Source organism: Acinetobacter sp. YWS30-1 (assembly GCF_033558715.1).
Taxonomy (GTDB): domain Bacteria; phylum Pseudomonadota; class Gammaproteobacteria; order Pseudomonadales; family Moraxellaceae; genus Acinetobacter.
This window is the reverse complement of the sequence record NZ_CP114606.1, coordinates 1836511-1862599: the sequence shown is the minus strand read 5'-3', so window position 1 is coordinate 1862599 and position 26089 is coordinate 1836511. Positions and strand designations below refer to the sequence as shown.

The 26089-nt window shown below is 43.3% G+C and carries 29 protein-coding genes; 27 read left to right on the top strand and 2 right to left on the bottom strand.

What is annotated here, in order from left to right:
- Position 1: 1 nt before the first annotated feature.
- Together miaA and hfq are read left to right on the top strand one after the other, a co-directional pair.
- Positions 2 to 946, top strand: coding sequence for a tRNA (adenosine(37)-N6)-dimethylallyltransferase MiaA (miaA, locus tag O4M77_RS08750; RefSeq protein WP_323713346.1), 945 nt, complete (start codon positions 2 to 4; stop codon positions 944 to 946).
- 91 nt (positions 947 to 1037) lie between these two features.
- Positions 1038 to 1559 (top strand): RNA chaperone Hfq, encoded by a 522-nt coding sequence (gene hfq, locus O4M77_RS08745; protein ID WP_125279037.1) that lies wholly within the window; start codon positions 1038 to 1040, stop codon positions 1557 to 1559.
- A gap of 101 nt (positions 1560 to 1660) precedes the next feature.
- On the opposite strand, the gene O4M77_RS08740 is transcribed toward hfq, so the two are convergent.
- Both O4M77_RS08740 and lptC read right to left on the bottom strand, forming a co-directional pair.
- The gene (locus O4M77_RS08740; protein WP_166139422.1) at positions 1661 to 2968 is read right to left on the bottom strand and encodes a peptidylprolyl isomerase; all 1308 of its coding nucleotides are present in this window, start codon (positions 2966 to 2968) and stop codon (positions 1661 to 1663) included.
- Positions 2968 to 5439, bottom strand: a complete 2472-nt coding sequence (lptC, locus tag O4M77_RS08735; RefSeq protein ID WP_166139457.1) for an LPS export ABC transporter periplasmic protein LptC — start codon at positions 5437 to 5439, stop codon at positions 2968 to 2970. The genes O4M77_RS08740 and lptC overlap by 1 nt, the downstream gene beginning before the upstream one ends.
- A 121-nt stretch (positions 5440 to 5560) precedes the next feature.
- On the opposite strand from lptC, the gene O4M77_RS08730 reads away from it, so the two are divergent.
- From O4M77_RS08730 to rpsA, 25 genes are all read left to right on the top strand, one after another.
- Positions 5561 to 6574, top strand: coding sequence for an aminoglycoside phosphotransferase family protein (locus O4M77_RS08730; protein WP_159124004.1), 1014 nt, complete (start codon positions 5561 to 5563; stop codon positions 6572 to 6574).
- The gene (murU, locus tag O4M77_RS08725; protein ID WP_323713345.1) at positions 6575 to 7264 is read left to right on the top strand and encodes an N-acetylmuramate alpha-1-phosphate uridylyltransferase MurU; all 690 of its coding nucleotides are present in this window, start codon (positions 6575 to 6577) and stop codon (positions 7262 to 7264) included. It begins immediately after the preceding gene.
- Between the two features lie 85 nt (positions 7265 to 7349).
- The gene (gene rsmG, locus O4M77_RS08720; protein WP_166139427.1) at positions 7350 to 7982 is read left to right on the top strand and encodes a 16S rRNA (guanine(527)-N(7))-methyltransferase RsmG; all 633 of its coding nucleotides are present in this window, start codon (positions 7350 to 7352) and stop codon (positions 7980 to 7982) included.
- A 24-nt stretch (positions 7983 to 8006) separates the two neighbouring features.
- Positions 8007 to 8789 carry a ParA family protein gene (locus O4M77_RS08715; RefSeq protein ID WP_004784019.1) on the top strand — a complete coding sequence of 261 codons (783 nt, stop codon included), beginning with the start codon at positions 8007 to 8009 and terminating at the stop codon, positions 8787 to 8789.
- Positions 8786 to 9673, top strand: coding sequence for a ParB/RepB/Spo0J family partition protein (locus O4M77_RS08710; protein WP_004784018.1), 888 nt, complete (start codon positions 8786 to 8788; stop codon positions 9671 to 9673). The genes O4M77_RS08715 and O4M77_RS08710 overlap by 4 nt, the downstream gene beginning before the upstream one ends.
- 37 nt (positions 9674 to 9710) lie before the next feature.
- Positions 9711 to 10352, top strand: a complete 642-nt coding sequence (locus O4M77_RS08705) for a MotA/TolQ/ExbB proton channel family protein (RefSeq protein WP_125279032.1) — start codon at positions 9711 to 9713, stop codon at positions 10350 to 10352.
- A 10-nt stretch (positions 10353 to 10362) separates the two neighbouring features.
- The gene (locus O4M77_RS08700; protein ID WP_004784014.1) at positions 10363 to 10785 is read left to right on the top strand and encodes an ExbD/TolR family protein; all 423 of its coding nucleotides are present in this window, start codon (positions 10363 to 10365) and stop codon (positions 10783 to 10785) included.
- The gene (msbA, locus tag O4M77_RS08695; RefSeq protein ID WP_166139429.1) at positions 10785 to 12512 is read left to right on the top strand and encodes a lipid A export permease/ATP-binding protein MsbA; all 1728 of its coding nucleotides are present in this window, start codon (positions 10785 to 10787) and stop codon (positions 12510 to 12512) included. Before O4M77_RS08700 ends, msbA begins: the two co-directional genes overlap by 1 nt.
- Before the next feature lie 3 nt (positions 12513 to 12515).
- Positions 12516 to 13520, top strand: a complete 1005-nt coding sequence (gene lpxK, locus O4M77_RS08690; protein ID WP_125279030.1) for a tetraacyldisaccharide 4'-kinase — start codon at positions 12516 to 12518, stop codon at positions 13518 to 13520.
- Between the two features lie 12 nt (positions 13521 to 13532).
- On the top strand, positions 13533 to 14294 hold the full coding sequence (kdsB, locus tag O4M77_RS08685) for a 3-deoxy-manno-octulosonate cytidylyltransferase (RefSeq protein WP_323713344.1): 762 nt from the start codon (positions 13533 to 13535) through the stop codon (positions 14292 to 14294).
- Between the two features lie 14 nt (positions 14295 to 14308).
- On the top strand, positions 14309 to 15289 hold the full coding sequence (locus O4M77_RS08680; protein WP_291358737.1) for a DNA polymerase III subunit delta' C-terminal domain-containing protein: 981 nt from the start codon (positions 14309 to 14311) through the stop codon (positions 15287 to 15289).
- A gap of 17 nt (positions 15290 to 15306) precedes the next feature.
- A complete protein-coding gene (locus tag O4M77_RS08675; RefSeq protein ID WP_005236142.1) occupies positions 15307 to 15648 on the top strand; it encodes a PilZ domain-containing protein in 342 nt (113 codons plus the stop codon).
- Between the two features lie 27 nt (positions 15649 to 15675).
- Positions 15676 to 16449, top strand: coding sequence for a TatD family hydrolase (locus O4M77_RS08670; RefSeq protein WP_166139436.1), 774 nt, complete (start codon positions 15676 to 15678; stop codon positions 16447 to 16449).
- A 40-nt stretch (positions 16450 to 16489) separates the two neighbouring features.
- Complete coding sequence (locus tag O4M77_RS08665; RefSeq protein ID WP_125279027.1) at positions 16490 to 17104, top strand: TetR/AcrR family transcriptional regulator; 615 nt, start codon at positions 16490 to 16492, stop codon at positions 17102 to 17104.
- Between the two features lie 9 nt (positions 17105 to 17113).
- The gene (locus tag O4M77_RS08660) at positions 17114 to 17662 is read left to right on the top strand and encodes a type II secretion system protein (RefSeq protein ID WP_125279026.1); all 549 of its coding nucleotides are present in this window, start codon (positions 17114 to 17116) and stop codon (positions 17660 to 17662) included.
- The gene (gspI, locus tag O4M77_RS08655; RefSeq protein ID WP_323713343.1) at positions 17652 to 18236 is read left to right on the top strand and encodes a type II secretion system minor pseudopilin GspI; all 585 of its coding nucleotides are present in this window, start codon (positions 17652 to 17654) and stop codon (positions 18234 to 18236) included. The genes O4M77_RS08660 and gspI overlap by 11 nt, the downstream gene beginning before the upstream one ends.
- Positions 18233 to 18859, top strand: a complete 627-nt coding sequence (gene gspJ / locus O4M77_RS08650) for a type II secretion system minor pseudopilin GspJ (RefSeq protein WP_312208913.1) — start codon at positions 18233 to 18235, stop codon at positions 18857 to 18859. Before gspI ends, gspJ begins: the two co-directional genes overlap by 4 nt.
- A gap of 14 nt (positions 18860 to 18873) precedes the next feature.
- On the top strand, positions 18874 to 19845 hold the full coding sequence (gspK, locus tag O4M77_RS08645) for a type II secretion system minor pseudopilin GspK (RefSeq protein WP_323713342.1): 972 nt from the start codon (positions 18874 to 18876) through the stop codon (positions 19843 to 19845).
- Between the two features lie 158 nt (positions 19846 to 20003).
- Complete coding sequence (locus O4M77_RS08640; protein ID WP_159123992.1) at positions 20004 to 20600, top strand: 6-pyruvoyl trahydropterin synthase family protein; 597 nt, start codon at positions 20004 to 20006, stop codon at positions 20598 to 20600.
- Between the two features lie 45 nt (positions 20601 to 20645).
- Entirely contained in the window at positions 20646 to 21359 is a 714-nt protein-coding gene (ung, locus tag O4M77_RS08635) for a uracil-DNA glycosylase (protein ID WP_004783992.1), read from the top strand.
- Entirely contained in the window at positions 21356 to 22477 is a 1122-nt protein-coding gene (locus O4M77_RS08630; protein ID WP_180138673.1) for an enoyl-CoA hydratase/isomerase family protein, read from the top strand. Before ung ends, O4M77_RS08630 begins: the two co-directional genes overlap by 4 nt.
- Before the next feature lie 6 nt (positions 22478 to 22483).
- A complete protein-coding gene (tadA, locus tag O4M77_RS08625) occupies positions 22484 to 22999 on the top strand; it encodes a tRNA adenosine(34) deaminase TadA (protein WP_125279021.1) in 516 nt (171 codons plus the stop codon).
- A gap of 62 nt (positions 23000 to 23061) precedes the next feature.
- On the top strand, positions 23062 to 23496 hold the full coding sequence (locus O4M77_RS08620) for an SRPBCC family protein (protein WP_004783989.1): 435 nt from the start codon (positions 23062 to 23064) through the stop codon (positions 23494 to 23496).
- A gap of 14 nt (positions 23497 to 23510) precedes the next feature.
- Entirely contained in the window at positions 23511 to 24194 is a 684-nt protein-coding gene (cmk, locus tag O4M77_RS08615) for a (d)CMP kinase (protein WP_312309855.1), read from the top strand.
- Positions 24195 to 24304: 110 nt separating this feature from the next.
- Complete coding sequence (rpsA, locus tag O4M77_RS08610; RefSeq protein ID WP_004783987.1) at positions 24305 to 25981, top strand: 30S ribosomal protein S1; 1677 nt, start codon at positions 24305 to 24307, stop codon at positions 25979 to 25981.
- Positions 25982 to 26089: the final 108 nt, after the last annotated feature.

Genomic DNA, 26089 nt, shown 5'->3' with positions numbered 1-26089 from the left:
CATGTCCAATCAACTGCCGGTCATCAATTTAATGGGACCAACTGCAAGCGGTAAAACTGCTTTGGCATGTGAACTATACGAGCAAGGTCATTTTGAGCTGATTTCTGTCGATTCTGCGCTAGTTTATCGGGAAATGGACATTGGTACAGCGAAACCTTCTAAAGAGGAATTAGAGCGCTATCCGCATCATCTGATTGATATTATTAGCCCGCTCGAAGTCTATTCTGCAGCAAACTTTGTCGAAGATGCTTGCCGTCTGATTGATGATATTCATGCGCGTGGTAAAACACCAATTTTGGTGGGTGGCACCATGCTGTATTTTAAGGCCTTACTTGAAGGCTTGTCTGACAATTTACCAAGTGCAGATTATGCGGTGCGTGCCCAGATTGAAGAGAAAGCCGCTCGTGAAGGGTGGGAAGCGGTGTATGCTGAATTATGTCAGGTAGATCCTTTAGCAGGCCAGAAATTTAAAGTCAGTGATAAACAGAGAATTATCCGTGCATTAGAGGTTTTTAAGCTAACAGGTGAGCCGATTACAAAACTACAAGCAGAACAACCAAAAAATTTACCATATCGTTACAGTTTTCATAATTATGCCTTAATGCCCGATCGGTTAGAATTGCACAAACGTATTGAAAAACGTCTTGAAATTATGTGGAAAAACGGATTTTTAAATGAAGTTAAAGGATTAATGGGAAAATACGATTTTGACGAAAATTTACCCTCAATGCGTTCAGTAGGTTACCGCCAAGCCATAGAATTCTTAAAAAAAGGTGACCTAAGTCATGAAAAACAACGGGAAATGGAGGATAAGGCTTTATTTGCGACACGACAACTTGCCAAACGTCAATATACCTGGTTGAGATCTTTGCAAGAAAAGCATAAATTTACAACATATTTTACGCTCGAGCAGGCCCAAGAAGACTTGCGAAACTGTTACGGATAAAGCAAAATTTGAGTACTATCTTTTTTATAATTTTTAATTGAAAAATAGAGATAGTTTTTTGCGCTGATTTTTAAATTTTTGGAGTTATAACATGTCTAAAGGTCAAACTTTACAAGATCCATTCTTGAATTCTCTCCGTAAGGAACGTATTCCAGTTTCTATCTTCCTGGTAAACGGTATCAAATTACAAGGTCACATCGAGTCTTTTGACCAATACGTTGTATTATTAAAAAATACAGTAAGCCAAATGGTTTACAAACATGCGATTTCTACAGTAGTACCTGCACGTAACCCTCGTCCAGCTGGTGCTCCTGCTGGTTCACAAGGTGCGGGCTTCGGTGGTCAAGGTGGCGCGGGTGGCTTCGGTGGTCAAGGCGCTGCTGGTGGCTTCGGTGGTCAAGGTGGCTTCGGCGGTCAAGGCGCTGGCTTCGGTGGTCAAGGCTTCGGCGGTCAAGGTGGCTTCGGTAGTCAAGGTGGCTTCGGCGGTCAAGGCGGCTTCGGTGGTCAAGGTGCTGGCTTTGGTGGTCAAGGCGCTGGTTTCGGTGGTCAAGGCGCTGGTTTTGATAACGATTCAAAATTTGAAGATTCTTCTGACGACGAAAACAATCGTTAATCGGATCTGAAATAAAAAAGCCTCTTAATAAGAGGCTTTTTTATTGCTTAAAGAATTGAGCCATTAAAAAACCAGCATTATGCTGGCTTTCTTTTCTTAAATTAACGAGCGCGTTTAGGATCTAGCTGAGGATCTTTGATTTCTACATAGGCATTGCTACGGGTTTCACGTAACCAGCTATCTAGCTCAGCATCAAACTGGCGTTCACCCAGGATCTGGCGTGCCATACGTTCCTGATATTCCTGAGTCATATCCTGTTGACGTGTATCGGTCACTTGCAGGATATGCCAGCCAAATTGTGACTGGAACGGTTCACTAATTTGACCTACTGGCGTACTTTTCATACGCTGTTCAAATTCAGGTACCATGACACCTGGGCTGACCCAGCCTAAACTTCCGCCATCACGCGCTGAACCTGTGTCATTAGAGAAAGTAGACGCCAATACTGCAAAATCTTCACCTTGCTTAAGACGCGTATATAAGCTATCAATCATCTGTTTAGCATTTTCTGGGCTAACCACTTCTGATGTTTGAATCAGAATATGACGGGTCTGGTACTGAGGAACCAATGCTTTCTGCTCACCACCTTTACGCTCTAAAAGTTTCAGGACATGCACGCCATCTGCCGCAGGAATCAGTTCAGATGTTTGACCCGCTTGCAAAGTAGAAACACGTGCAGCGAGTTCGCCTGGGATTTCTGATAAATTTCGCACGCCCATATCAGACGCATCTACTTTAATATCGCCAGTTGAATATTTTTTGCTGATCGCCTGAATATCATTGCTGCTGCTTAAATCATTTCTTACTTGCGCAGCAATCTGTTGAGCATTTTCTCCGGTTATACGTAAATGCAGAACATGTACCTGGCTGCCTAACAGAGCTTGACCTTGCGGTGTATTCAGGAAGTTTTTCACATCCTGATCACTGATCTGGATACGTGAATTTACTGCTTGCTGGCGTAAACGGCTAAGTGCCAGATCTTCAGCAATACGGTTACGTAAAGAGGCATACGTATTCGGCGCGATAGCATCTAGTTTTTGCTGGAAAGCTTCCAAGCTAGGAGAGCCTGACTCACGTGCTACTTTAAGCACTGCTTCATTTAAAGATTTTTCATCTGGACGGATATTGTAGCGTTTGACCTGTTCCAGTTGAGCCTGACGTACAATTAGCTGTTCAAGTGCTTGTTGTTCAAGATAAGGTTGCGGTGGAACAGGCTTGTTTTGCTTTTGTAACTGGTGAGAAATTTCAGCAACGCTTTGTGCCAGATCACTACGCAGAATAGCGCTATTGTCGACAACAGCTACAACTTCATCTTTAGGTTGGGCAACAGCAAAAGTCGTCATCGCTGAAGAAAGACATAGCGCAAGTGCGGTCGCTTTAAAAATTTGTTTTAACTGTTTTGTCTTCATTAACGTTCTGTCCAAGTTTGATTGATATTGTTAAAACCTAGAATACGATTTTCTAGTAATGAGGTTAGCTTGTTGCTCAACCCGCCAAGACCTTTAAGCGTTACTTCAGCCATTACTGCACGTTTCGCTTTCACATCTGGGTCATTGATATCGTCTAGGTCATTGTAGTATGAGCGGCCATAGACAGATACTCCCCAACAGCATGACTCATAGTTTACGCCAAGTAAATATTCACGTGCGACACTATTATCCAGGTCAAATTGCGCATGGCCGACCAGACGCCAGTTATTGGCAATTGGCTGGATAAATGAACCAACCACCTGATCATAACTTTCCTGGCGGTTTGGAATATCTTTACGATAGAAATAGCCTACGTTATATAGATTGCCCTGATCGCCGGTATAATAAACCTGTACATCACGCTGGGCATTGGAGCCATTCGACATCCAGCTAGAATTTAGGTTGACATGCACGTTTTTGTTTAACTGACTTCTAAGCTGAATAACTGGACCAGTATGGCTTTCACGGTCAAATTTATCTGCTTCACGATCTAATGTGACACGGCGATCTTCAAAGAAGAAACTTTGTCCCACACTGGCGCGTAATCGCTCTAAACCTTCTTCATTAAATAAACTGTAACTAAGACCTAAAGAAGCGAAGTTATTGTCTTCTAAGCGGTCATTACCATAGAAGCGGCGTGCACTAAATAATTGGTCATAATTAATTGAGGCTACGACAGAGTCAAAGTTTGGCTGATTGCGCTGATTTTCATACGGTGAATAAGCGTAAAACAGGCGAGGCGTCAAGGTCTGTAAATAGCGACCATCTTTTTCAAAAATTAAACCGGTGTCCAGCGTAAATTGTGGCACTACGATAGAATGATTTTCACTTGATGAGCTGGTTTGATTATTATTAATACGATCAATAGTATCTTGATCATAGAAAGTATTGATATTGCGTAATGTTGCCTGAGGAATGAAGAATGACCAAGGGGTAAAGTGATTATAGCGTACCGAGAAATCATTATAGATGCGTGTACCACTTGGTTGATAGATGGCTTCATCACCGGTATCAATATTTTCGATATTTCTGATGTCTTTCTGGAAATAAGCTGTATCGTTATTAAATTCGTATTGTAAACCCAGTGGGTTACCGGTCTTATAATTCACCAAAAGCTGCGGCAAACGCGCATAAGGGCGGTCTTCATCCAGAACGGCAGGATCAAGCGTCTGGAAATCTTCAACTTTAAATTGAGCTTTTAAGCCGGGGATACCATTTTTATAATTAACTTCCCAAGCACGGCGCAAGTTCAGGTCTGTTTTTGAATCTGGGTTATTATCCAGATCGGCAAAAAAGTCCTTGTCTGATGCGTAATTATATTCAAGATTTGTTAAGAACTGATCGTTGATTTGCCAGTTATGCAGGAAGTGCAGGTCTTTACGGTCTTTATTGCTATAACTTTCATCAGATGGCAGGTAGCCACCCCAAATCCGGCCTTCACCATAGTTTTCTGTTAGATAACGAAACTCGCCATCCAGCATCGCACCACGGTCACTAATATAACGTGGCGTAATGGTCGCATCATATTGTGGTGCCAAATTGAGATAAACCGGCACACCTAATTCCAGGCCGCCATCATTGGTAAATCCGAAAGTTGGCGTCAGAATCCCAGTGGTACGGCGATCATCGATTGGGAAGTTAAAATAAGGAACAGCGAGTACCGGAACATCTTTCACATAGAGCTTGGTATTACGGGTTTCACCGCGACCGGTTTCCTGATTCAGCTTGATTTGATCTGCCTGAATTTTCCAGGTCGGTTTCTGTTCAGGTGGACAGGTGGAATAGGTGGCATTTTCCAGTTCAAGCGTATCGTCAGAGGTTTTGGCAATCTTTTCAGCACGACCATGCGCATGCTGTTCTTCGGCAATGAAGAAACTGTTGTTTAAGTCACCTTGCTGGGTTTTCAGGTTGTAATTGATATCATCGCTTTGCGAAATCAAGCCACCTTGAGCCAATTGGACTTGACCTTCTGCCTTAGCATAAGTTTGAGTCTGATCAATCGTCACGCGTTCCGCACGAATCTGGCGACCTTCCTGATCAATGACCACATTGCCTTCTAAGTAGGAATCACCGGCCGGATTATAATGACCATAGTCTGCAGTAATGGTTGAAGTTGCCTGTTCAGGGTCAATCGTCGGTGCATCAGGTGCAATAGGAGTGACCCAGGCACCTTCACAATAGGCTGAACTGAGATATTTACCTTGACGCTGCTGTGCTTCTGGTGAAGATTTATCCACATAATATTGTGAGAAGAATGCTTCACCGGGATAGGTCTCATTAATGCGCTGTTTGAGTTGTTCCGCATTTACATTGGATGAGTCATTTGATGCAGCATAGCTTGAGACCGAGCTACTACATAAAAGGGTTAAGATCGCAGTCGCTAGAGGGTTTATTTTAAAGTGATGCTTCATTTGTCTCATTAACCAATCATGCTTTTATCGCAATTAATTATTGTCGCATCATAGAGAAAAAGTTGATAAGTAGCTACACTTAGCACTTTAAAAACTCAGCCTGTACTAGAATTTATTGCAAATGAATACTCAACGCGAACAATTGATACAATCTTGGATTGCTTCTGTACTCGGTTCAGATCAATTTGAAACACATTTTTTAGCAGGCGATGCAAGTTTTCGTCGTTATGCACGAATCAAACTGAATAATAAAACATTTATGCTCATGGATGCACCACCAGAAAAAGAAGATTGTGTGCCTTTTGTGACGATTGATGAATTTTTTGATGCCCATGGCGTACGTGTTCCACACATTGTGGCCAAAGACCTGGAAAATGGCTTTTTGCTGCTCGAAGATTTTGGTGATGTGCTGTTATCAAATCTGCTAAATGATCAGACAGTTGATGCCTATTATGAGCAAAGTTTTAAACAGCTGATTCAGCTGCAGTCCATTCCTGGAGAAGGTCAGTTTCCTGCTTATTCTTATGAGAAGCTGATTTCTGAAATGGAGCTGCTGACTGACTGGATGCTGCCTGCTCTAAAAATTCAGCCAACAGAATCAGAGTCCGCTCTGATCAAGCGCACATTTGCGATACTGGCGAATGCTGCTTTGGCACAACCACAAGTCATTGTGCATCGTGATTTCCATAGCCGTAACCTGATGAAAATCGAAAATGAAACCGAACTGGGTGTGATTGATTTTCAGGATGCAGTAATCGGTGCTGATACCTATGACCTGATTTCGATTACCCGTGATGCCTATGTGCAGTGGAATGCAGATCGGGTGTATCGCTGGTTTAAAGTGTTCTATGACCTGTTACCAGCAGCGGCAAAACAGGACCGTGATTTCGAACAGTTCAAAAAAGATGCGGATATGATGGCCATTCAGCGCCATATCAAGATTTTAGGTATTTTTGTCCGCTTGTTTGAGCGAGATGGTAAATCTGGCTATCTAAAAGACCTGCCACGTGTGATGTGGTATCTGCTGGAAGAAACCAAAGATTATCCAGAGTTACAGCCATTTATGCAGTTCATTCATGAAAAAGTGATGCCAGCTTTTGAAGCAAAATATGGTTCATACGAGGTAGCTGCTTAAATGAAAGCGATGATTCTCGCGGCTGGCTTGGGCAACCGCATGCGTCCTTTGACTTTGCATACGCCAAAACCTTTGCTTGAAGTAGGTAGCAAACCATTAATTGTCTGGCATATTGAAAAACTGGCTGCGATGGGCGTGAATGAAGTTGTCATTAATACGGCTTGGTTAGGTGAAAAACTGGCTCAGGCGTTGGGTGACGGTTCACAGTTCGGTATCAAGATTTTATGGTCACATGAAGGGGAAGGGCTGGAAACAGCCGGTGGCATTATTAATGCTTTACCACTCCTTGGCGATGAGCCTTTCATTCTGGTCAATGGTGATGTCTGGACAACCATGGACTTTGCACCTTTATTGAATGTTGAGCTGGGTGAAAATCTGGCACATCTGGTATTAGTACAAAACCCGGAGCAGCACCCTAACGGTGATTTCACACTTGCAGACGGCAAGGCTTATACCTTTGATCAGCAGGTGGCGGGTGAAAACCTGACTTTTAGCGGTGTTTCAGTAATTCACCCGAAAATGTTTGCAGGCTTAGAGGCTGGAAAACGTCCTTTGGCACCATTATTAAAAGCAGCAATGCTGGAAAATAAGATTGCTGCCTCTAAATTGACAGGCATTTGGGTAGATGTAGGAACGCCTGAGCGTTTGAATGCACTGGATTTAATGATCCGTGAAGGGAAGTCTGCTTAAGTGAATATTCACTAAGCACTCCCTACTGTGCCAATATAGAGAAAACGGTATACTTCCACTTAACTTTTTCGAGCGTTGATTGTTTATGCACACGTTTTTTCAAGAACTAAAGCAGGGTAGCCAGGCTTTAGGTTTAGAGCTGTCGGATGAAGCTTTAAATTTATTACTCAAGTACCAAGACGCTTTGGTACTGTGGAATAAAGCATACAATTTGACTGCAATCCGTGATCCTAAAGAAATGCTGGTTAAGCATCTGCTTGATAGTCTGAGTATTTTGAAGGATTTGCCTGCAGGTCGTTTGCTCGACATCGGGACTGGTGGTGGTATGCCGGGCATGATCATTGCTTTATGTCAGCCTGAGCGTGATTGCGTACTACTGGATTCAAATGGTAAAAAAATTCGTTTCCTGAAGCAGTTTATTGCAGACCTAAAATTAAAAAATGTCATTGCAGTACAAACCCGTGTGGAAAATGAAGACAGTATCAATGAGCTGGGTCAGTTTGATGTGATTACCAGTCGTGCATTTGCTTCATTGACAGATTTTGTGAATGCGTCTAAACCGTATATGCATGAGCAGAGTATTATTGCTTCCATGAAAGGTTTGATTCCTGAAGAGGAAGTGGCAGCATTAAAAGATGAATTTAGCTGTCAGATTATTGAGCTGAAGGTTCCGCGCTTGGACGAACAACGTCATTTACTTCTATTAAAACGTATTTAAAATTTTTGAAGGATCGGGGTCAACATGGCACAAATTATTGCGATTGCCAACCAGAAAGGTGGTGTCGGTAAAACCACAACCGCAGTAAATTTGGCGGCATCTCTCGCTGTGCTAAAAAAACGCGTTTTGCTTGTGGATATGGATTCTCAGGGAAATGCGACCATGGGGTCGGGGATTCAGAAAAATGACCTGCTGTATTCAGTGACTGATGTATTGCTGGGTGAAGTGCCGATTGAAACTGCGATCACCAAGGCTGAAGTTGGATACAAGGTTTTAGGGGCAAACCGTGACCTGGCTGGTGTGGAGCTGGCGATTGCTGAGCAAAAAGGCCGTGAATTTATTTTGCGTGAAGCTTTGCAGGAAATTGAATCCTCATTCGACTATATCATTGTTGATTGTGCACCAAGCTTAAGCTTGATTACCGTGAATGCACTGGCAGCAGTGGATGGCGTGATTATTCCGATGCAATGCGAATATTATGCTCTCGAAGGCCTGGCTGATCTGACACAAACCATCGATCGAATTCAGCAGGCACTTAATCCAGACCTGCAGATCGTGGGTGTATTGCGTACTATGTATGATGCACGAAATGCCTTGACCCGTGATGTTTCAGAAGAGTTAGAGCAATATTTTGGTAAAAAACTTTATGAAACCGTGATTCCACGTAATATCCGTCTAGCTGAAGCGCCGGCACATGGTCTACCGGTGATTTATTTTGAAAAAAGTTCAAAGGGTGCAGTTGCTTACTTAAATCTGGCAGCTGAAGTATTAAAGAAAAGCAAAGTGAAAAAAGGAAGTAAAGCATGACCGTCAAGAAACGTGGACTCGCCAAAGGTCGTGGTTTAGATGCCTTGCTGGGATCAATTCAAAAAGAAAAATTACAACTCGAAGCACAAGGTCTTGATCATGGTCAGTTGAAACAGATTGATGTCAATCTGCTGAAACGTGGTGAATATCAGCCACGTCGCTATATCAATGAGCAGGATCTGCAGGAACTGGCCGCATCGATTGAGAAGCATGGCATCATGCAGCCAATCGTGATCCGTCCGGTCGATGATGAACGCTATCCATACGAGATTATTGCGGGTGAGCGTCGTTGGCGTGCGGCACAGTTAGCAGGTCTGACTGAAGTTCCTGCGATTGTGCGTGAGCTGAATGATCAGGTCGCAATTGCACTGGCTTTAATCGAAAACATTCAGCGTCAGGACCTGAACCCGATTGATCAGGCGATGGCTTTGCAGCGTTTCCATGACGAGTTTGGTTTAAGCCATCAGGAAATTGCCGATACCGTCGGTAAGGCACGTACTACAGTAAGTAATCTACTGCGTCTGCTAACTCTGGCTGAAGAAGTAAAAGACTTTATGCAGCAGGGCTTGCTGGATATGGGACATGCACGTGCCATCTTGACTTTGAAGGCTAAAGATCAGCTTAAAGTTGCTGAGATGGTCATTGAAAAGAGTCTGTCAGTACGCCAAACCGAACAGTTGGTACGCGACTACAATGCACCGAAAACAGAAAAACCAAAAGCAGCGATTGCGCCGGACATTCAGCAGTTGACTCAGCGTCTGTCTGAGCGCTTTAGTGCGGATGTTAAAATTGACTACAACAAGCAAGGGAAAGGCAAGCTGGTCATTAGCTATCATTCTTTAGAAGAGCTGGACGGGATTCTTTCGATCCTGGGCGATGAATAATTAATTTAAAATTTGTTTTTATTGGGGAATAAATCAGATGTGGGAATTGGTTAAAGCAGGCGGCTGGTTGATGCTGCCGCTGGTATTGTGTTCGATATTTATGCTAGCGATCTCGGTCGAGCGCTTCATTCGTTTAAAAAAGAGTCTGGTACTGCCCAACTCACTTCTGATGGGTCCTGCACAAAATGCAGACCAAGCTATGCAAAAGCTGCAACAAAGTTCAGCTTTGAAAAACAGTACTTTGGGTCGTGTATTTACTGCTGGTTTTGAAGCGTGTCACCAGTCTGAGCAATATGCTCGTGCCCAGATGGAAGTGGTAGCTTCACAGGAAATTGGCTATCTGGAAAAGAATATTAATTTTCTGGGTACTTTGAGTGCAGTAGCACCTCTACTCGGTTTGCTCGGTACAGTGATTGGAATTATTGAATCATTTTTAATGATTGATGTCGGTACTAATAGTGACCCAGTATTAATGATGCCGGGTATTTCCAAAGCACTGATCACGACAGCAGCGGGTATGCTGATTGCTATTCCTGCTTTATTTGCACATCGTTATTTCCAGCGTCTGGTTCAGGAATATGTAGCGGAACTTGAGCAGCAAGCAACGTTATTTCATGCCAACCTGTTCTATTTAAATGCTTCAGATGATGTAGAAGAACGCATCAAGAAAGCAAGCTAGGAGCAGGGGCATGAAATTTAAACGTAACCAGGTGGAAGATGTACATATCAATCTGACACCCATGATTGATTGCCTGCTATTTATTTTGGTCTTTCTGCTGCTTTCAACCACGTTTAACCAGATGAGCCGGATGAACCTGACGCTTCCAGATGCGCAAGGTGTACCGCCCAAGAATTTTGACCAGAAAATTGAAGTGATTGTGGATGCCAATGGTCACTATGCCGTAAATGGTCAGTCTATTGCCAGTAAGGACGCAGCAGATTTAAATACGGCAATTAAACAGATTTCGAATGAACGTCGTGATTTAATGTTTGTCATTGCCGCTGATGCAAAAGCGACACATCAGGATGTTATTCGTGTCATGGACGTTGCAGGGCAACTTGGCTTTGTTAATGTCAACATCAGTACGAAAGTACCAACTCGAGGTTATTAGTGAAGCACGATTTTAAGGTCTATCTTCGCCTTTTAAGCTATTTAAAACCATTTTGGGGCACAGCCTTAATTGTCCTGCTTGGTTTCTCTATGAATGCGGCGACAGAAGTTTCTGTAGCCAAATTACTGGAATATATCATTGAGGCGATACAAAACAGAGACCAGGGTTTCACCTTACTTTTCCCATTCTTAGTGGTAGTACTGATGTTCTTCCGGGGACTAGGCCTATTCCTCGGTGGATATTATACGGCGGTCATCTCCCGTAATCTGGTATTTAATATTCGTCAGGAAGTCTTTGCCAAAATATTGCGTTTGCCTGCGCAATATTTTCTGGACAATACCAGCGGTCATATTACGGCCAAAATTATGTATAACGTTGAGCAGCTCACCGCAGCCTCAACTGAAGCACTTAGAACGATCATTCAGCAAGGTCTGATCACTATTGCCTTATTGGGATATCTTTTATATACCAACTGGCGTTTAACCATGTGTATTCTGATCTTTGGACCCGTGATTGGTTTTGTGATCAGTAAAGCTTCAAAACGGATGCGCAAGCTATCACAACAGGTTCAGGACACTATGGGTGATGTGAACCATGTGGTTCAGGAAACGGTAAATGCTAATCTGATTGTCAAAGGTTTTGGTGGTCAGATTTATGAGCAGGAACGCTTTAAACAGAATTCTTTGGAAAATCTACGCCGTGGCTTGAAAATGGTGGCAGTACAGCAGCTGAACAGTCCAGTGGTACAGCTGATCATGTCAGTTTCACTCAGTATCGTGATGTATATTGCATTGCGCCCACAAATTTTGGGAGATACGACTGCGGGTGAATTTGTTGCTTATATTACAGCTGCTGGCATGTTGGCGCGACCAATCAAGACATTAACTGATGTGAATGAAAAAATTCAGCGTGGTATGGCGGCCGCACATTCTGTGTTTGAATTGCTAGATATGCCTGAAGAGCATAATACCGGCAAACTCAATGATGCCTTAAAAGGCAACATTCAATTTAAAGATGTCAATCTGGTTTATGGCGATGGTCACCATGCGATTCATGACTTCAACCTGGAAGTGAAAGCGGGCGAGACTGTAGCATTGGTTGGGCGTTCAGGAGCAGGTAAAACCTCGCTGGTGAATCTGTTGGTACGTTATCAGGAAACTTCATCCGGGCAAATTTTACTGGATCAGAAACCGATTACTGATTATGAGTTGACTGCTTTACGTACCCAGATCGCGATGGTAAACCAGCAGGTAGTGCTGTTTAACCGTACTGTTCGTGAAAATATTGCTTATGGCCAGCTAGAAAATGCGAGTGATGAAGAAATCATTGCAGCGGCAAAAGCTGCCTATGCACATGATTTCATTATGGCCCTACCACAAGGTTATGATACGCCACTAGGTGCTCAAGGTCTGAATCTGTCAGGTGGTCAGCGTCAGCGTATTGCGATCGCCCGTGCTATTCTGAAAAATGCACCGATTCTGATTCTGGATGAAGCGACCAGTGCGCTGGATAATGAATCTGAATACTTTATTCAGCGTGCCTTTGATCAGGCGATGCGAGATCGGACTACGATTGTGATTGCCCACCGTCTATCAACAATTGAAAATGCCGACCGCATTGTAGTGATGGATCAAGGTCGTATTATAGAGCAGGGTAATCATGCTGAGCTGATTGCACGTCAAGGTGCTTATTATCAGCTGCACCAACGTAATTTCGAGGAACATTAAGTCATGGCTTTGGCACAGATCATTCAGGATGCTTGGAATACACAGGCAAAGTGGCTGGTTGTGCTGCGTCCTTTGTCCTGGCTTTACCGCTTGGGTTTTGTCAGTAACCACTGGCTTTACCGTAAAGGGATTAAAAAAAGCTATACCGCACCTATTCCAGTAATGGTGATTGGAAATATTACCGTAGGTGGGAGTGGTAAAACACCTTTACTGATTCATCTGGTGGATTACCTCACTGAAAAAGGCCTACGGATTGGTGTAATCAGTCGAGGTTATGGTGGTAAAGGTCCTTTTCCTGCTTATGTAGATTTAAATACCTTGCCTGAAGTGGTAGGTGATGAACCAGCCTTAATTGTCCAAGCGACTGGTGTGCCGATGGCTGTGGGGCCAAATCGTCAAAAGAGCATTGAGCTTCTGCTAGAAAAGCATGCACTGGATTTAATTATTTGTGATGACGGTTTGCAGCACTGGGCTTTAAATCGTCAGATTGAATGGATTGTGCTAGATAATAACCGAGGCTTGGGCAACCAGAAACTTTTACCAGAAGGTTATCTGCGTGAACCCGTTACCCGGTTGGAAAAAGGTACCGTGATTGAACATGCAGCAAATCCAGTTTCGCCTTTGCATATGCATCTTGCAGCCTCTCAGCCGTATTTATTAAATCAGGATGTTATCAAAAGCTTTGATCCAACTGCGGCTTTCTATGCAGTAGTCGGCATCGGTTTTCCACAGCGTTTTTATCAAACACTAGAACATCTGGGGCTGCAGCAATTTCAGTGTCATGAATTTCCAGATCATCATGATTATGAAATTGAAGATCTGCAATTCGATGACAATAGTCCGATCATTACTACTGAAAAAGATGCAGTTAAAATTATGGCATTACTCAAACAGTATCCAGATTATCAGCGGGATATCTGGGTGGTGCCGGTCGATGCAGTCTTGTCACCTGCCTGTTATACAATATTGCAGCAGCAATTAGAGCAACAGGGTATTTCTATTTCCTAAGGTTTATTTACGATGAAACATATAGTTATTCCTGCACGCTTCTCCAGTTCACGTTTGTCGGGTAAACCTTTGCTGGAAATCCATGGTCGTCCGATGATTCTGCGTGTCGTGGATCAGGCCAAAAAAGTACAGGGCTTTGATGACCTGTGTGTGGCAACAGATGATGAACGTATTGCCGAAGTTTGCCGTGCTGAAGGCGTTGATGTGGTCCTGACTTCAGCAGATCATCCATCAGGTACCGATCGTCTAAGCGAGGTAGCTCGAATCAAGGGCTGGGCGAGTGATGACATTATCGTGAATGTACAGGGTGATGAACCTTTATTGCCAGCCCAGTTAGTTAAACAGGTCGCGCAACTCTTAGAAGATCAACCAGCTTGCTCAATGTCGACTCTGTGTGAGCCAATTCATCATTTAGAGGAATTCAAGCGTGACAGTATCGTTAAGGTTGTGATGTCTAAGCACAATCAGGCACTGTATTTTAGTCGTGCTACGATTCCTTATGACCGTGATGGTGCCAAGCTAGCTGAACAGAAATTGCATGATCAGGCTTATCGTCATTTGGGTTTATATGCTTACCGCGTGAAACTGCTACAGGAATATGTAACCTGGGAAATGGGTGTGCTGGAAAAACTGGAATCTTTAGAACAGTTACGTGTACTGGAAAATGGTCACCGTATTGCCATTGCTGTGGCAGAAGCCAATTTACCGCCAGGTGTCGATACGCAGGAAGATCTGGATCGCTTGAACCAGATGGATCCATCTTCTTTTGCTTAATTTGAGAATTCTCCATGCCGCTTGATGTCAATGCACAGATTTATCCATGGCAGCAACAGGTTTGGGAAACGCTAACCGGGCGTTTTCCTAAGCTTGGGCATGGTTTATTGTTCTATGGAAAAAAAGGCTGTGGTAAAGAAGCCTTTGCCCAGCAGTTTCTGGCCTGGGTTTTATGCCTGAACCGTCAGCCTAAGGGGCCATGCGGTGAGTGTGGCAGTTGTCAGTGGCTGAAAGCGGATACCCATCCGAATTACGTCTATATCAGCACTGATGAAGACAATAAAAAACAGAATGCCAAAATTAAAATTGAAAAGATCCGTGATCTTCTGCCTTTTGTACAGCAGACCGTCGATGGCTGGCGTGTCATTGTCATTGAACCCGCTGAAGCATTAAATATTGCTTCTTCTAATGCCTTGCTGAAAACTCTGGAAGAACCGGGTGAAAATATTGTCATTATTCTGCTTGCGGATCATTATCTGAAATTGCCTGCAACTATTCGCAGCCGTTTACAGCATTTTGCTTTAGACCGGATTTCATCAGCGCAATTTAGTGAATATGTAGAGGCGCAGTTACCTGAAGCAGGTTCGAGCCAGCAGCAGCTATTAATGAATTTATCCAATCAGATGCCTTTGCAAGCGATTGAGGTTGCACAAAGTTCCTGGTTGCCATTACGTCAGGAATTCATGGAAGACTGGAAAAAACTGGTCATTCAAAAAAATATGCCAATGGCAATTGCGACCAAATGGAATAAAAGCCTGAGTTTTGGTGAATTTGGTCAAATGTTTGAATACTTGTTGTCCGATTTAATTTGTGTCAAGCTAAATCAGGCCGTAAAAAACATTGATCTGGACTTTAATGTATTGGCCGAACAATATTCATTGGAAACACTTTTTAAAATTTATGAGGATTTTCAGCGAGCCAAACAATATCTTGAGCAGAACGTACAAAGTAATCTGGTGCTCGATGAATTGTGTATCAAGCTGATGAATCTTTAGCTTAAGGGGAAAACAAGATGCAACCACGTATGGGCGGTATTATTCAGGCTAATATTCCGGATATTGAAACGTTATTTGCCAGTTACATGCCATATGTTGTAGGTGGTGGACTTTTTATTCCTTCCAAGCAGCCAGTAAAATTAGGTGAAGAAGTTTTTGTTTTGACGACTTTACCTGAACAGACGCAGAAAATTCCATTAACCGGAAAAGTAATCTGGATATCTCAAAAGCAGAATGGCATCAAGCCACAAGGTTTTGGGATTCAGCTCACCGGTGAAAAAGGCGTTTTCTTCAAAAATGAAGCAGATCGTCTGGTTGCGGGTCTTAAATCTGATGGACGTAAAAGTTACACTATGTAGTTAATTTACCTTCGGTAGGAACTCATTGTGTTTGTAGATACTCATTGCCATTTAACGCTGCTCGATTTAACACCTTATAACGGTGATCTGGATCAGGCGCTCGCTCAGGCCCGTGAAGCAGGCGTATCCAAGTTTATGAGTATCTCGGTGGATCTGGATGATCATATCGAGCTGGCAAAAATCGCGGCCCGTCATCCTGATGTCGGTTATACCGTTGGTGTACATCCTTGCGAAGATGCGGCGACAATGGCGCGTGCGACCACTGAATATCTGGTTGAACTGGCACAGCCAGAAAAAGTCTGGGCGCTGGGTGAAACGGGGCTCGATTATTATCACAGCACCGATTTTATTGCCGAGCAAAAAGACTGTTTTGCCCGTCATATCCATGCCTCACAAATCGTGAAAAAACCTGTCGTCGTGCATACTCGTTCCGCCAAGCATGACACGGTTGATATTATCCGTGCAGAAAAATCTACCCATGGCATTTTGCACTGTTTTACCGAAGATTGGGAAACCGCTAAAACTGTTTTAGACTGCGGTTATTATGTGTCTTTCTCCGGTATTGTTTCTTTTAAAAATGCCCAGGATTTGCGTGACGTGGCCAAACAGGTTCCACTTGATCGGGTTTTAATCGAAACGGATAGTCCTTACCTTGCTCCAATGCCATATCGTGGCAAATCTAATGAACCAAAATACGTTCCTTATGTAGCCAAAGCCCTTTGCGATGTATATGATAAGTCGCTAGAAGAAATGGCTTATATCACAAAGCAGAACTTTGAGAATCTTCTGAATTCAAAGTAAGTAAAGTTAGATAAGAGTACAAGAGAGTTATAGGGTGAAGATGGATCGTCAGGCTCAGTTTCGAGCAAGAGAAACCTTGATTTTTCAAGTTGCAGAACAGTTACTGCTAGAAAATGGTGAAGCAGGGATGACCCTGGATGCACTGGCAGCAGAACTGGATCTGGCCAAAGGCACTCTTTATAAGCATTTCCAGAGTAAAGATGAATTGTACATATTGCTGATTATCCGTAATGAGCGCATGTTGCTGGAAATGATCCAGGATAGTGATAAGGCTTTTCCTGAACATCTGGCATTCTTTATGTTGCATCATCTGCATCACCCTGAACGTACTGTCCTTTTTCATCAGATTGAAGAACGTCTTTCTACAACAGGTGTTGGAATTCAGCACCTGTTTAGCGAACTTTATCAGGTGCGCAAACAGCGCTTACGTTTGATTATCCGTATGACTGAAAGCTATTTGGCTTCAATCAATAGCAGCATGTCGGTGCGTGATTATCTGGCCTCAATTTGGTCGATGACCCATGGTGCAGCTGCGATTCTGAACTCCAGTTTTTATCAGCGCTATCTCGGTTCACGCGATACCTTGCGCGTTGCCCTTATTGATCAAGCTTTAGCTTTACCGAAACAGGTCCATCCTGCCGAGCAGTTCGCCTAAGAGTTGCCTATGATCAGATCACATCACGCCTCCATTCGTGGATTCACTCTAATCGAAGTGATGGTGGTGATTGTGATTATGAGTATTATGGCGTCACTGGTCGTGCTCAATATTAGTGGGGTAGATCAGCGCAAGGCAATGCAGGCGCGGGAAGTCCTGTTACTGGATTTGCAAAGAATCTTGCGGGAATCCAATGATCAGTCTCGTATTCTTGCGCTTGATGTTCAGGCTGCCACTGATGTTTCACCATTTCGCTACGGGGTCGTGGAATATCGCGCCCTTAATCCAGCAGAACCCACTTTAAATCAGCAGAAATGGCAAAGCTATGCAGAGTTTAATCTGCGTAATTTGCCAGAGCAGGTCTCTTTCCGGATTCAGTCTTTAGAGCAGCGTTATAATAATGCTCAAAATCGGGATCTTACTGAAGCCAATGCACCCAAGCTGATCTGGTTAGGCAATGGTGAAGTTAAACCGGTCAGAATCCAGTTCTATCTGGAAGATCGTGTAGTGGGCAATCCGATTGAAATTGATCACTTGGGTAAAGTCCATGAAAGCTAGGGTTTTCAAGCAGAGTGCCGGGGCTGATGTAATCAAGCCATTTAAGTCAAATGCTGATCGTGCGCACTCCGGGCATAGCTCTTCGTCTTGCGCAGCGGTGAAACAGCATTTCACTCATCGCGGCTCCTCAAGCACAGCTTTCGGACTTTCTTGCGCGACAATGCCGCTCAGGTCGAGGATTACTCGACTTAATCGTGCCTCAGGATTTACCTTGCTGGAAGTGATGGTCGCGCTGGCGATCTTTGCCACAGCAGCCATGACCCTGACTAAAGTTGCTATGCAATATACCCAATCGACTTCGAATGCCATTTTGAGAACCCAAGCCCAGTTTGTTGCCTTGAATGAAGCGGCACTGATGGAAATTAATCAGCAGTGGCTTACTGGTACAGAATCTAAACAACTCACTCAACAGGGCGAAACCTGGCAAATTGATAAGCGCAGTGAACCCACTGTAAGTCCTAATGTACAACGCATTGAATTACAAGTGAGTCTGGTCAACACTGAAACCGGTCAGGCAGAAAATGGAATTAGCAGCTTGATGTTCTTTAATCACCGGATGAATGAAGCGCCATGAAGTCTAAGGGATTTACGTTGGTCGAACTACTGGTTGCTATTGCTATTTTCGCCGTACTCTCTGCTCTAGGCTGGAAAGTATTTGATTATATTGTACAAACCAAAGACCGTAATGCAGTGCATGAACAGCGCTTAAGTCAGTTGCAAGATACTTATCAGCAGATCTTGCGTGATACGGTGCAGGCGGTGCCTTTAACGGCCAATATTAATGGTGATATTCAGCCGGCACTGGTTTTGCAAAACGGACGTTTTAACTTTAGTAAGACTGGAGTCACCGATCCTCTGGAAGAGGGGATTTCTCCAGATGAACGGGTTGAATATCAGTACCGGGCAGATGAACAAAAACTCTATCGCCTGAAATACCGGAATTTAAACCAGACCGGGCGTGATCAACCTGAATCCAGTGTGTTGTTGTCCGATGTTGAGCAGTTTCAGATCGTAGTACTTAATCCAAATGAAATGACCCAATGGCCAGACTCATCTTTTGATTTAAATCAGATTGAGCAAAAACAGCGTTTACCCAAAGGCATTAAAATTAACTTAATGGTTAATGGGGTCAGTTATGAGTGGATTTTCAGTTTATTGAATACAGATTTCCTGCTTGAAACCCAAAAGTTAACCTGACAAAGAATAATAAAATGCAGATGAACAAAGCAATGATGATCAAACAGCAGAGGGGGATTGCTCTGATTACCATTCTAGTGATGGTGGCGCTTGCAACTATTTTGGCTGCGGCTATTGCTAAACGTCAGGCTGCAACTGTTGAAAGTACCGCTTATTTAATGCGACAAAACCAGTCTTTGATGTATGCCAAAAGTGCTGAAGCGTTTTTTTCTGAATTGCTGGTCGATGACGCAGAGAATGCAGCAGAAGTTGATCATTTAAATGAAACCTGGGCGCAGCCGATGCCGGCTTTTCCGGTTGAAGATGGTTATGTCTCGGGAATACTGCAAGATGAGTCGGGTAAGTTTAATTTAAATAGCCTGATTACAGCAGAAGGCACGGTGAATGAAAATGCTAAAGCCTGGTTTGAGCTGATATTAAAACGTGCTGGATTGCCAGAGCAGTTGAGTGAAGCCGTGATCGACTGGCAGGATGAAGATGAAATGCCAAGTGGACCAATGGGCGCAGAATCCAATTATTATCAGGGCTTGCCGAATGGTTCTCTACCTCCGAATGCCAAATTTCATAGCGTTGAAGAGCTGAAACTGGTACGAGGCTTTGAAGAAAACAAGTACAAACTAATTGCACCTTATCTAAGTACTGCGCCTGTAGTAGATACTACGGTCAATATTAATACCGCATCTGCATTTCTTTTGGCGAGCATGGATGAAAAGCTGGATGTGAATGCCGTGCAGCAATTGCTGGATCGCCGTCAGGCAAATCTGGAATATTTTTCCAATGTGGCTGATCTCTGGACACTAGAACCATTTGCTCAGGTGGATGCAGCCAAACACAACCTGTTTAATAACCTGCTTGGAGTGCAATCCAATCACTTTAAAGCACGTATTGAAGTGATGCTGAGTGAGCGTAAACGTCAGTTTAGTAGTGATCTGGTGCGGCAGGACAAGAAAGTTTATATTGCCTATCGAAGCATGGCGCCTTTTTAAAATATCACCATTTTAGAATGCTCTCATTTCTTGAATTTGATTCGCGTAGCCTTAATCCCTTTTCCCTATCATGATGAACTGCAAAATTAATCCTCATAGGTTTACTTTTGCTTTATAATTGAAATTAATTCACCTATTTTTTGACGACATTACGGCATATGTTAATTCGTAAGTTATTTAAGTTTGAAAATGCTCATATTGTGCGTAACTGCACCTCGGATCGCTGTAAACGTTCGATCCATGGTCACAGTTATAAAGTTGAGTTATTGCTGAAAGCGTCGAAGTTGGATCATGGCCAGATGGTATATGATTTTGGTCTGCTCAAAGGGGTGATTAAGGATTTCTTTGATTCTTTTGACCATGCAATCTGCTTCTGGCAAAAAGATGATCCTGAATATATTCAGGCATGTAAAAACTTTAGTGCACGCTGGGTATCTTTGCCGGTTTCACCGTCTGCAGAACAGTTTTCACGTATTTTCTTCTTCTTGGCTCAGCAGGTATTGGCATCCACCATTACTCAGAATGGTGAAGGGGATGTTGAAGTTTATTCTGTGATTGTTCATGAAACTGATACCGGCTATGCGCAAAGCTTCTTGGAAGATATCCAGAATGAACAGATGGGTCCACTTAGCCTGGAACAGATTGAATTCTCGGAGCAGGTGCGGGCAGAGTGGACAGATCCAGAGATGTTTGCGAAACTGAAACAGGGTCTTCCATTTCATAATCCGGCTGTGGATCTGCAAGTCCAGCCTTAAAAATTCGAATATAAACGCAGACTGACATAGATTTAGGATTGAAGCATGTCTTTAAATGAACAGCAAATTGCGAAACTGAATAAAGTTCAGTTAGATGACAGCTGGAAATATGGACTCAGTGAGTTTTTATTGAGTCCAAAAATGGATGCGTTAAAAACGTTTTTAATTGAAGAAAAAAAAGCAGACAAGGTGATTTATCCACCGAATCACCTGATTTTTAATGCTTTGAATACGACGCCATTAGACCGGGTTAAAGTGGTGATTATTGGTCAGGATCCTTATCATGGTCCGAATCAGGCGCATGGTTTAAGCTTCTCGGTGCAAAAAGGGGTTGCATTACCTCCATCTTTACGTAATATTTTTCATGAGTTACATAATGATTTAGGCGTAAAAATCCCTAAACATGGTGATTTAACTCATTGGGCGGAACAGGGTGTACTTCTGCTCAACGCTGTACTGACCGTAGAGGCAGCACAGCCAACTTCACATCAGAAACGTGGTTGGGAAGAATTCACAGATCACGTCATTGATGTATTGAATGAACAACGTGAACATATCGTTTTTATTCTTTGGGGCGCATACGCGCAGCGTAAAGGACAGCGCATTGATCAAAATAAACACCTGGTCTTAAAGGCAGCACATCCTTCGCCTTTGTCAGCAAACCGGGGTGGTTTTTTTGGTTGTAAAGTTTTTTCGAAAACGAATAATTATCTCAAACAACATGGCATTGAGCCTATAGATTGGCAGCTGGACGCATGACTTATTCTCCTGTAACTAAACCTTACCATCCGGACCTGATTGTTGAACAAGCCAACAATGGCTGGCGCATTGTACGCCTGAATCGTCCAAAATCATTACACGCTTTAGATGAATCTCTGGTTTCTGCACTGCTGGAAGTTTTTCAGGACTTTCATACAGATGACAGCGTAAAAGCGATCTGGTTAGATTCAACTACGCCTAAAGCATTTTGTGCTGGTGGCGATGTGCGTAAGCTGCGTCAGTTGGTAATTAATGATGAAGTGGCAACGGCCAATAAGTTTTTTGAACAGGAATATGCGCTAGATTTATTGCTGCATAACTATGCCAAGCCGGTATTGGTCTGGGGGGAAGGTTATGTCATGGGTGGCGGTTTAGGCCTGTTTATGGCGGCTCCATTCCGTTTGGTGACGCCGTATTCGCGTCTGGCGATGCCTGAGATTAATATCGGTTTATATCCAGATGTGGGTGCAACCCGATTTCTGGCAGACCGTGGAGCGATTGGACTATTTACTGGTTTAACGGGTTCCATCATGACTGCTGCCGGTGCTTACGGCATTGGCTGGGCAACCCATATCTGTGATGCACAGCGTGCTTCAGTTTTGGATAAAGTCATAAATATAGACTGGGAACATTATCCAGCTGGCGATTTCCGTGCGATTGATGACACCTTGAATAGTATGCATCGTCCGGTAGGCCCGGGTCCTCTGCAAAACTCACTAGATGTAATCCATAGTGTATGTCGTGGCGTAAACTTCGAGCACGATTATGAATCGATTATTGGTTTAAGTGATGCGCGCAGTGACTGGTTGCGTCAGGCCAGTGAAAACCTGCAAAAAGGTTCTCCTGCAACCGCAGCTTTAAGCTGGTTATTATGGCAATGGGGTAAACAGGTTCATTCCTGGAATGAAATTTTTGAACTGGAAACCCAGATTTCAGACTGGAAAATCCGTCATCCTGATTTTGTGGAAGGCGTACGTGCACGTCTGGTTGATAAAGATCTGTCTCCAGAATGGCAAAAAGGCAGTGAGTTAAGCCTGAAAGGCATTCTGTCTCAGAATCCACCGATAACCACTATTGAAAGCTGGAATGAGCTACTCAAACACTATGGTGTGATTTAAGTCTGAATGTCCGAAACACAATTTACCGATGAATATTGGATGCAGCTTGCTTATGAGCAGGCTGCACTTGCTGCTGAGCAGGGTGAAATTCCTGTGGGTGCCGTGATTGTCAGCCAAAATCAGGTCATTGGCCGTGGCTACAATGCGCCTATTTCTTTAAATGATCCGACTGCCCATGCTGAAATCGTAGCATTACGTGAAGCCTGTCAGAACCTGAAAAACTACCGCCTGCCTGAAGATGCTGTCCTCTATGTAACTCTGGAACCGTGCACCATGTGTGTGGGTGCACTGGTGCATTCGCGTATTTCACGGGTCGTCTTTGGTACAACTGAGCCCAAAGCAGGTTCTTTGGTGAGTGCACGCAAGCTTTTTGAGACTGGTTACTATAATCATGTATTTCCATTTGACTCGGGCTGTATGCAGCAGCAATGTGCTGAGCAGTTGAGTGCATTTTTCAAGTTACGCCGTGAACAGAAACGCCAGCTGAAATTGCAAGAAAAATTACTGAATGCTCATAAATAAATCGAATCTAATTCGTTAAACTTTGCTCACTTTAAAATCATTTATTTTCAGGAAAAAGAAAAATGAAAAATGCGATTCAGGTAAAAAAAGAATTCCCAGCAGCGATTGATAAGGTTTTTGAATTGCTGTCTAAACACGATGCTTATAACGTGGCTTTTGCACCAATGCAGGTGGAACGGATTAAGGATTCGGCAGACCCTGAGCGCCCAGATGGTGTGGGTTCTGTGCGTAGCATGGGTTTAGGTCCAGTCAAGCCGCTAAAAGAGCAAATTACCTTGCTAGAGCCGAACTCCCGTATTGAATACAAGATCGTAAAGAATCCTTTGATTAAACATCATTTGGGTATTATTGAGTTTGAAGCATTGGACGATAACAAAAGTCTGGTGACTTATACGATAGAATTGCAGGCACGTCTTCCATTTGTCAGTAAATTAATTCTTGCACAGCTTAAAACAGGGATTAAACTAGGCCTCGCAAAACTTGCAAAATCTGTATAAATAACGGGAAAGTAATGACAGTTCAAATTATTACCATTGATGGTCCAAGCGGATCTGGCAAAGGCACACTGGCTGCAAAACTGGCAGCACATTACCAGTTTCATTTACTGGATTCAGGGGCTTTGTATCGTTTATTAGGACTGTCATTGCATCACCATAATTTACTCGATGAACTGGATACTAAACTGGCTGAATGCGTACAAATTGCAACAAATTTGGATATCCAATTTGTCAGCACTGAATCAGGTGTTCAGGTATGGCTGAATGGTGAAGATGTCTCCCAAACTATCCGTACCGAACGGGTCGGTGAGTATGCTTCAAAAGTTGCTGCAATTCCTGAACTTAGAACTGCTCTGGTGGCCCGTCAACATGCTTTTGCTCAAGCTCCTGGTCTAGTGGCAGATGGCCGCGATATGGCGACCAGTATCTTCCCAGATGCACAAGCCAAGATTTATTTGACAGCTTCGGCTGAATCCCGTGCGCAAAGACGTGTAAAGCAGTTGCAGGGTATGGGGCTGGATGTTAAAATAAACGACATTTTAGCTAATATCGAAGCGCGGGATAAACGAGATATGGAACGCACTGTTGCTCCGCTCAAACCTGCTGCTGATGCGTACATCATCGACAGTTCAGATCTGAATATCGATGAAGTATTCAAGCTGATGACCACATATGTGGATCAGCAATTAGCTCAATAACCCTATTATTTCAGCAGACGCATAGCTTGATCAGTTTTATATGGACTATGTAGATGCTTAATTAAACCGGCCTTGTCTGATCCAAGACCGCTGACTTTATCGGATATATCATGACCGAATCTTTTGCAGCCCTCTTTGAAGAAAGCGAATTAAACCTCAACGTTGAAAAGGGTGCAGTCATCCAAGGCGTTGTAGTAAGCATCGACTCTGATTGGGTAACTGTTGACACTGGCCTTAAATCTGAAGGCGTTGTTGACCGTGCTGAGTTCTTAAATGAACAGCGCGAACTTGAAGTTCAAGTTGGCGACACTGTAGACGTAGTTGTTGAAGCACTTGACAACGGTATGGGTCAAACAGTTCTTTCTCGCGAAAAAGCTAAACGCGCTGAGACTTGGACTAAACTTGAAAAAATCTTTGAAGACGGCGAAATCGTTACTGGTGTTATCTCTGGTAAAGTTAAAGGCGGTTTCACTGTTGACATCGGTCCAGTTCGTGCGTTCCTTCCAGGTTCTTTAGTTGATACTCGTCCTATCCGTGATACTACTCACTTGGAAGGTAAAGAGTTAGAATTCAAAGTAATCAAACTTGACGCTAAACGTAACAACGTTGTTGTTTCACGTCGTGCTGTTATGGAAGCTGAATCTTCAGCTGACCGTGAAGCGCTTCTTGCTCAGCTTGAAGAAGGTCAAACAGTTACTGGTACTATTAAAAACCTTACTGACTACGGTGCATTCGTTGACCTTGGCGGTATCGACGGTCTTCTTCACATCACTGATATGGCTTGGAAACGTATCAAGCACCCATCAGAAGTTGTTGAAGTGGGTCAAGAAGTTACTGTTAAAGTACTTAAATTCGACCGCGAACGTAACCGCGTATCTTTAGGCCTTAAACAATTAGGCGAAGATCCATGGTTAGCGATTATGAGCCGTTACCCTAAAGGTTCTATCGTTAAAGCTCGCGTAACTAACCTGACTGACTACGGCTGTTTCGCAGAAATCGCTGAAGGCGTTGAAGGCTTAGTACACGTTTCAGAAATGGACCACACTAACAAAAACATCCACCCATCTAAAGTAGTTCAGATCGGTGACGAAGTTGATGTTATGGTTCTTGAAGTAGACGAAGAGCGTCGTCGTATTTCTCTTGGTATTAAACAAACTCGTGCTAACCCATGGGAAGAGTTTGCTAAGAACCACGACAAAGGTGAAAAAGTTTCAGGTACTATCAAGTCAATCACTGACTTCGGTATCTTCATCGGTCTACCAGGCGGTATCGATGGTCTAGTTCACTTGTCTGACATCTCTTGGAACGAACAAGGCGAAGAAGCGATCCGTCGTTACAAGAAAGGTGACACTGTTGAAGCAGTTATCCTGTCTGTAGATGCTGAAGGCAACCGTATCAGCCTTGGTATCAAACAATTGAATAGCGATCCGTTCAACGATTTCTTAGCTGCTAACGAACGCGGTGCGCTTGTTAAAGGTACTGTAACTGCAGTTGACGCTAAAGGCGCTACTGTTAAGTTAGCTGATGAAGTTGAAGCAACTCTTAAAGCATCTGAAATCAACCGCGACCGTGTTGAAGATGCGACTAAATTCCTTGAAGTTGGTCAAGAAGTTGAAGCTAAGATCATCAATGTAGATCGTAAATCTCGCTCTATCAACTTGTCTATCAAAGCGAAAGACGAAGCTGAAGAGAAAGAAGCTGTTGCGAATCTGAAAACAGCTGCTGCTGGTCAAGACAATGGTCCTAAAACTATTGGTGACTTGATCAAAGCGCAAATGAATCACTAAGAGTAGATGGTGAATTGTATTGTTAATGTAAGTTAAGTAATACTTTTTACACAAATACTGTAAACGGTAGCGTAGTATTTAATTATTGCGCTACCGTTTTGTATTTAA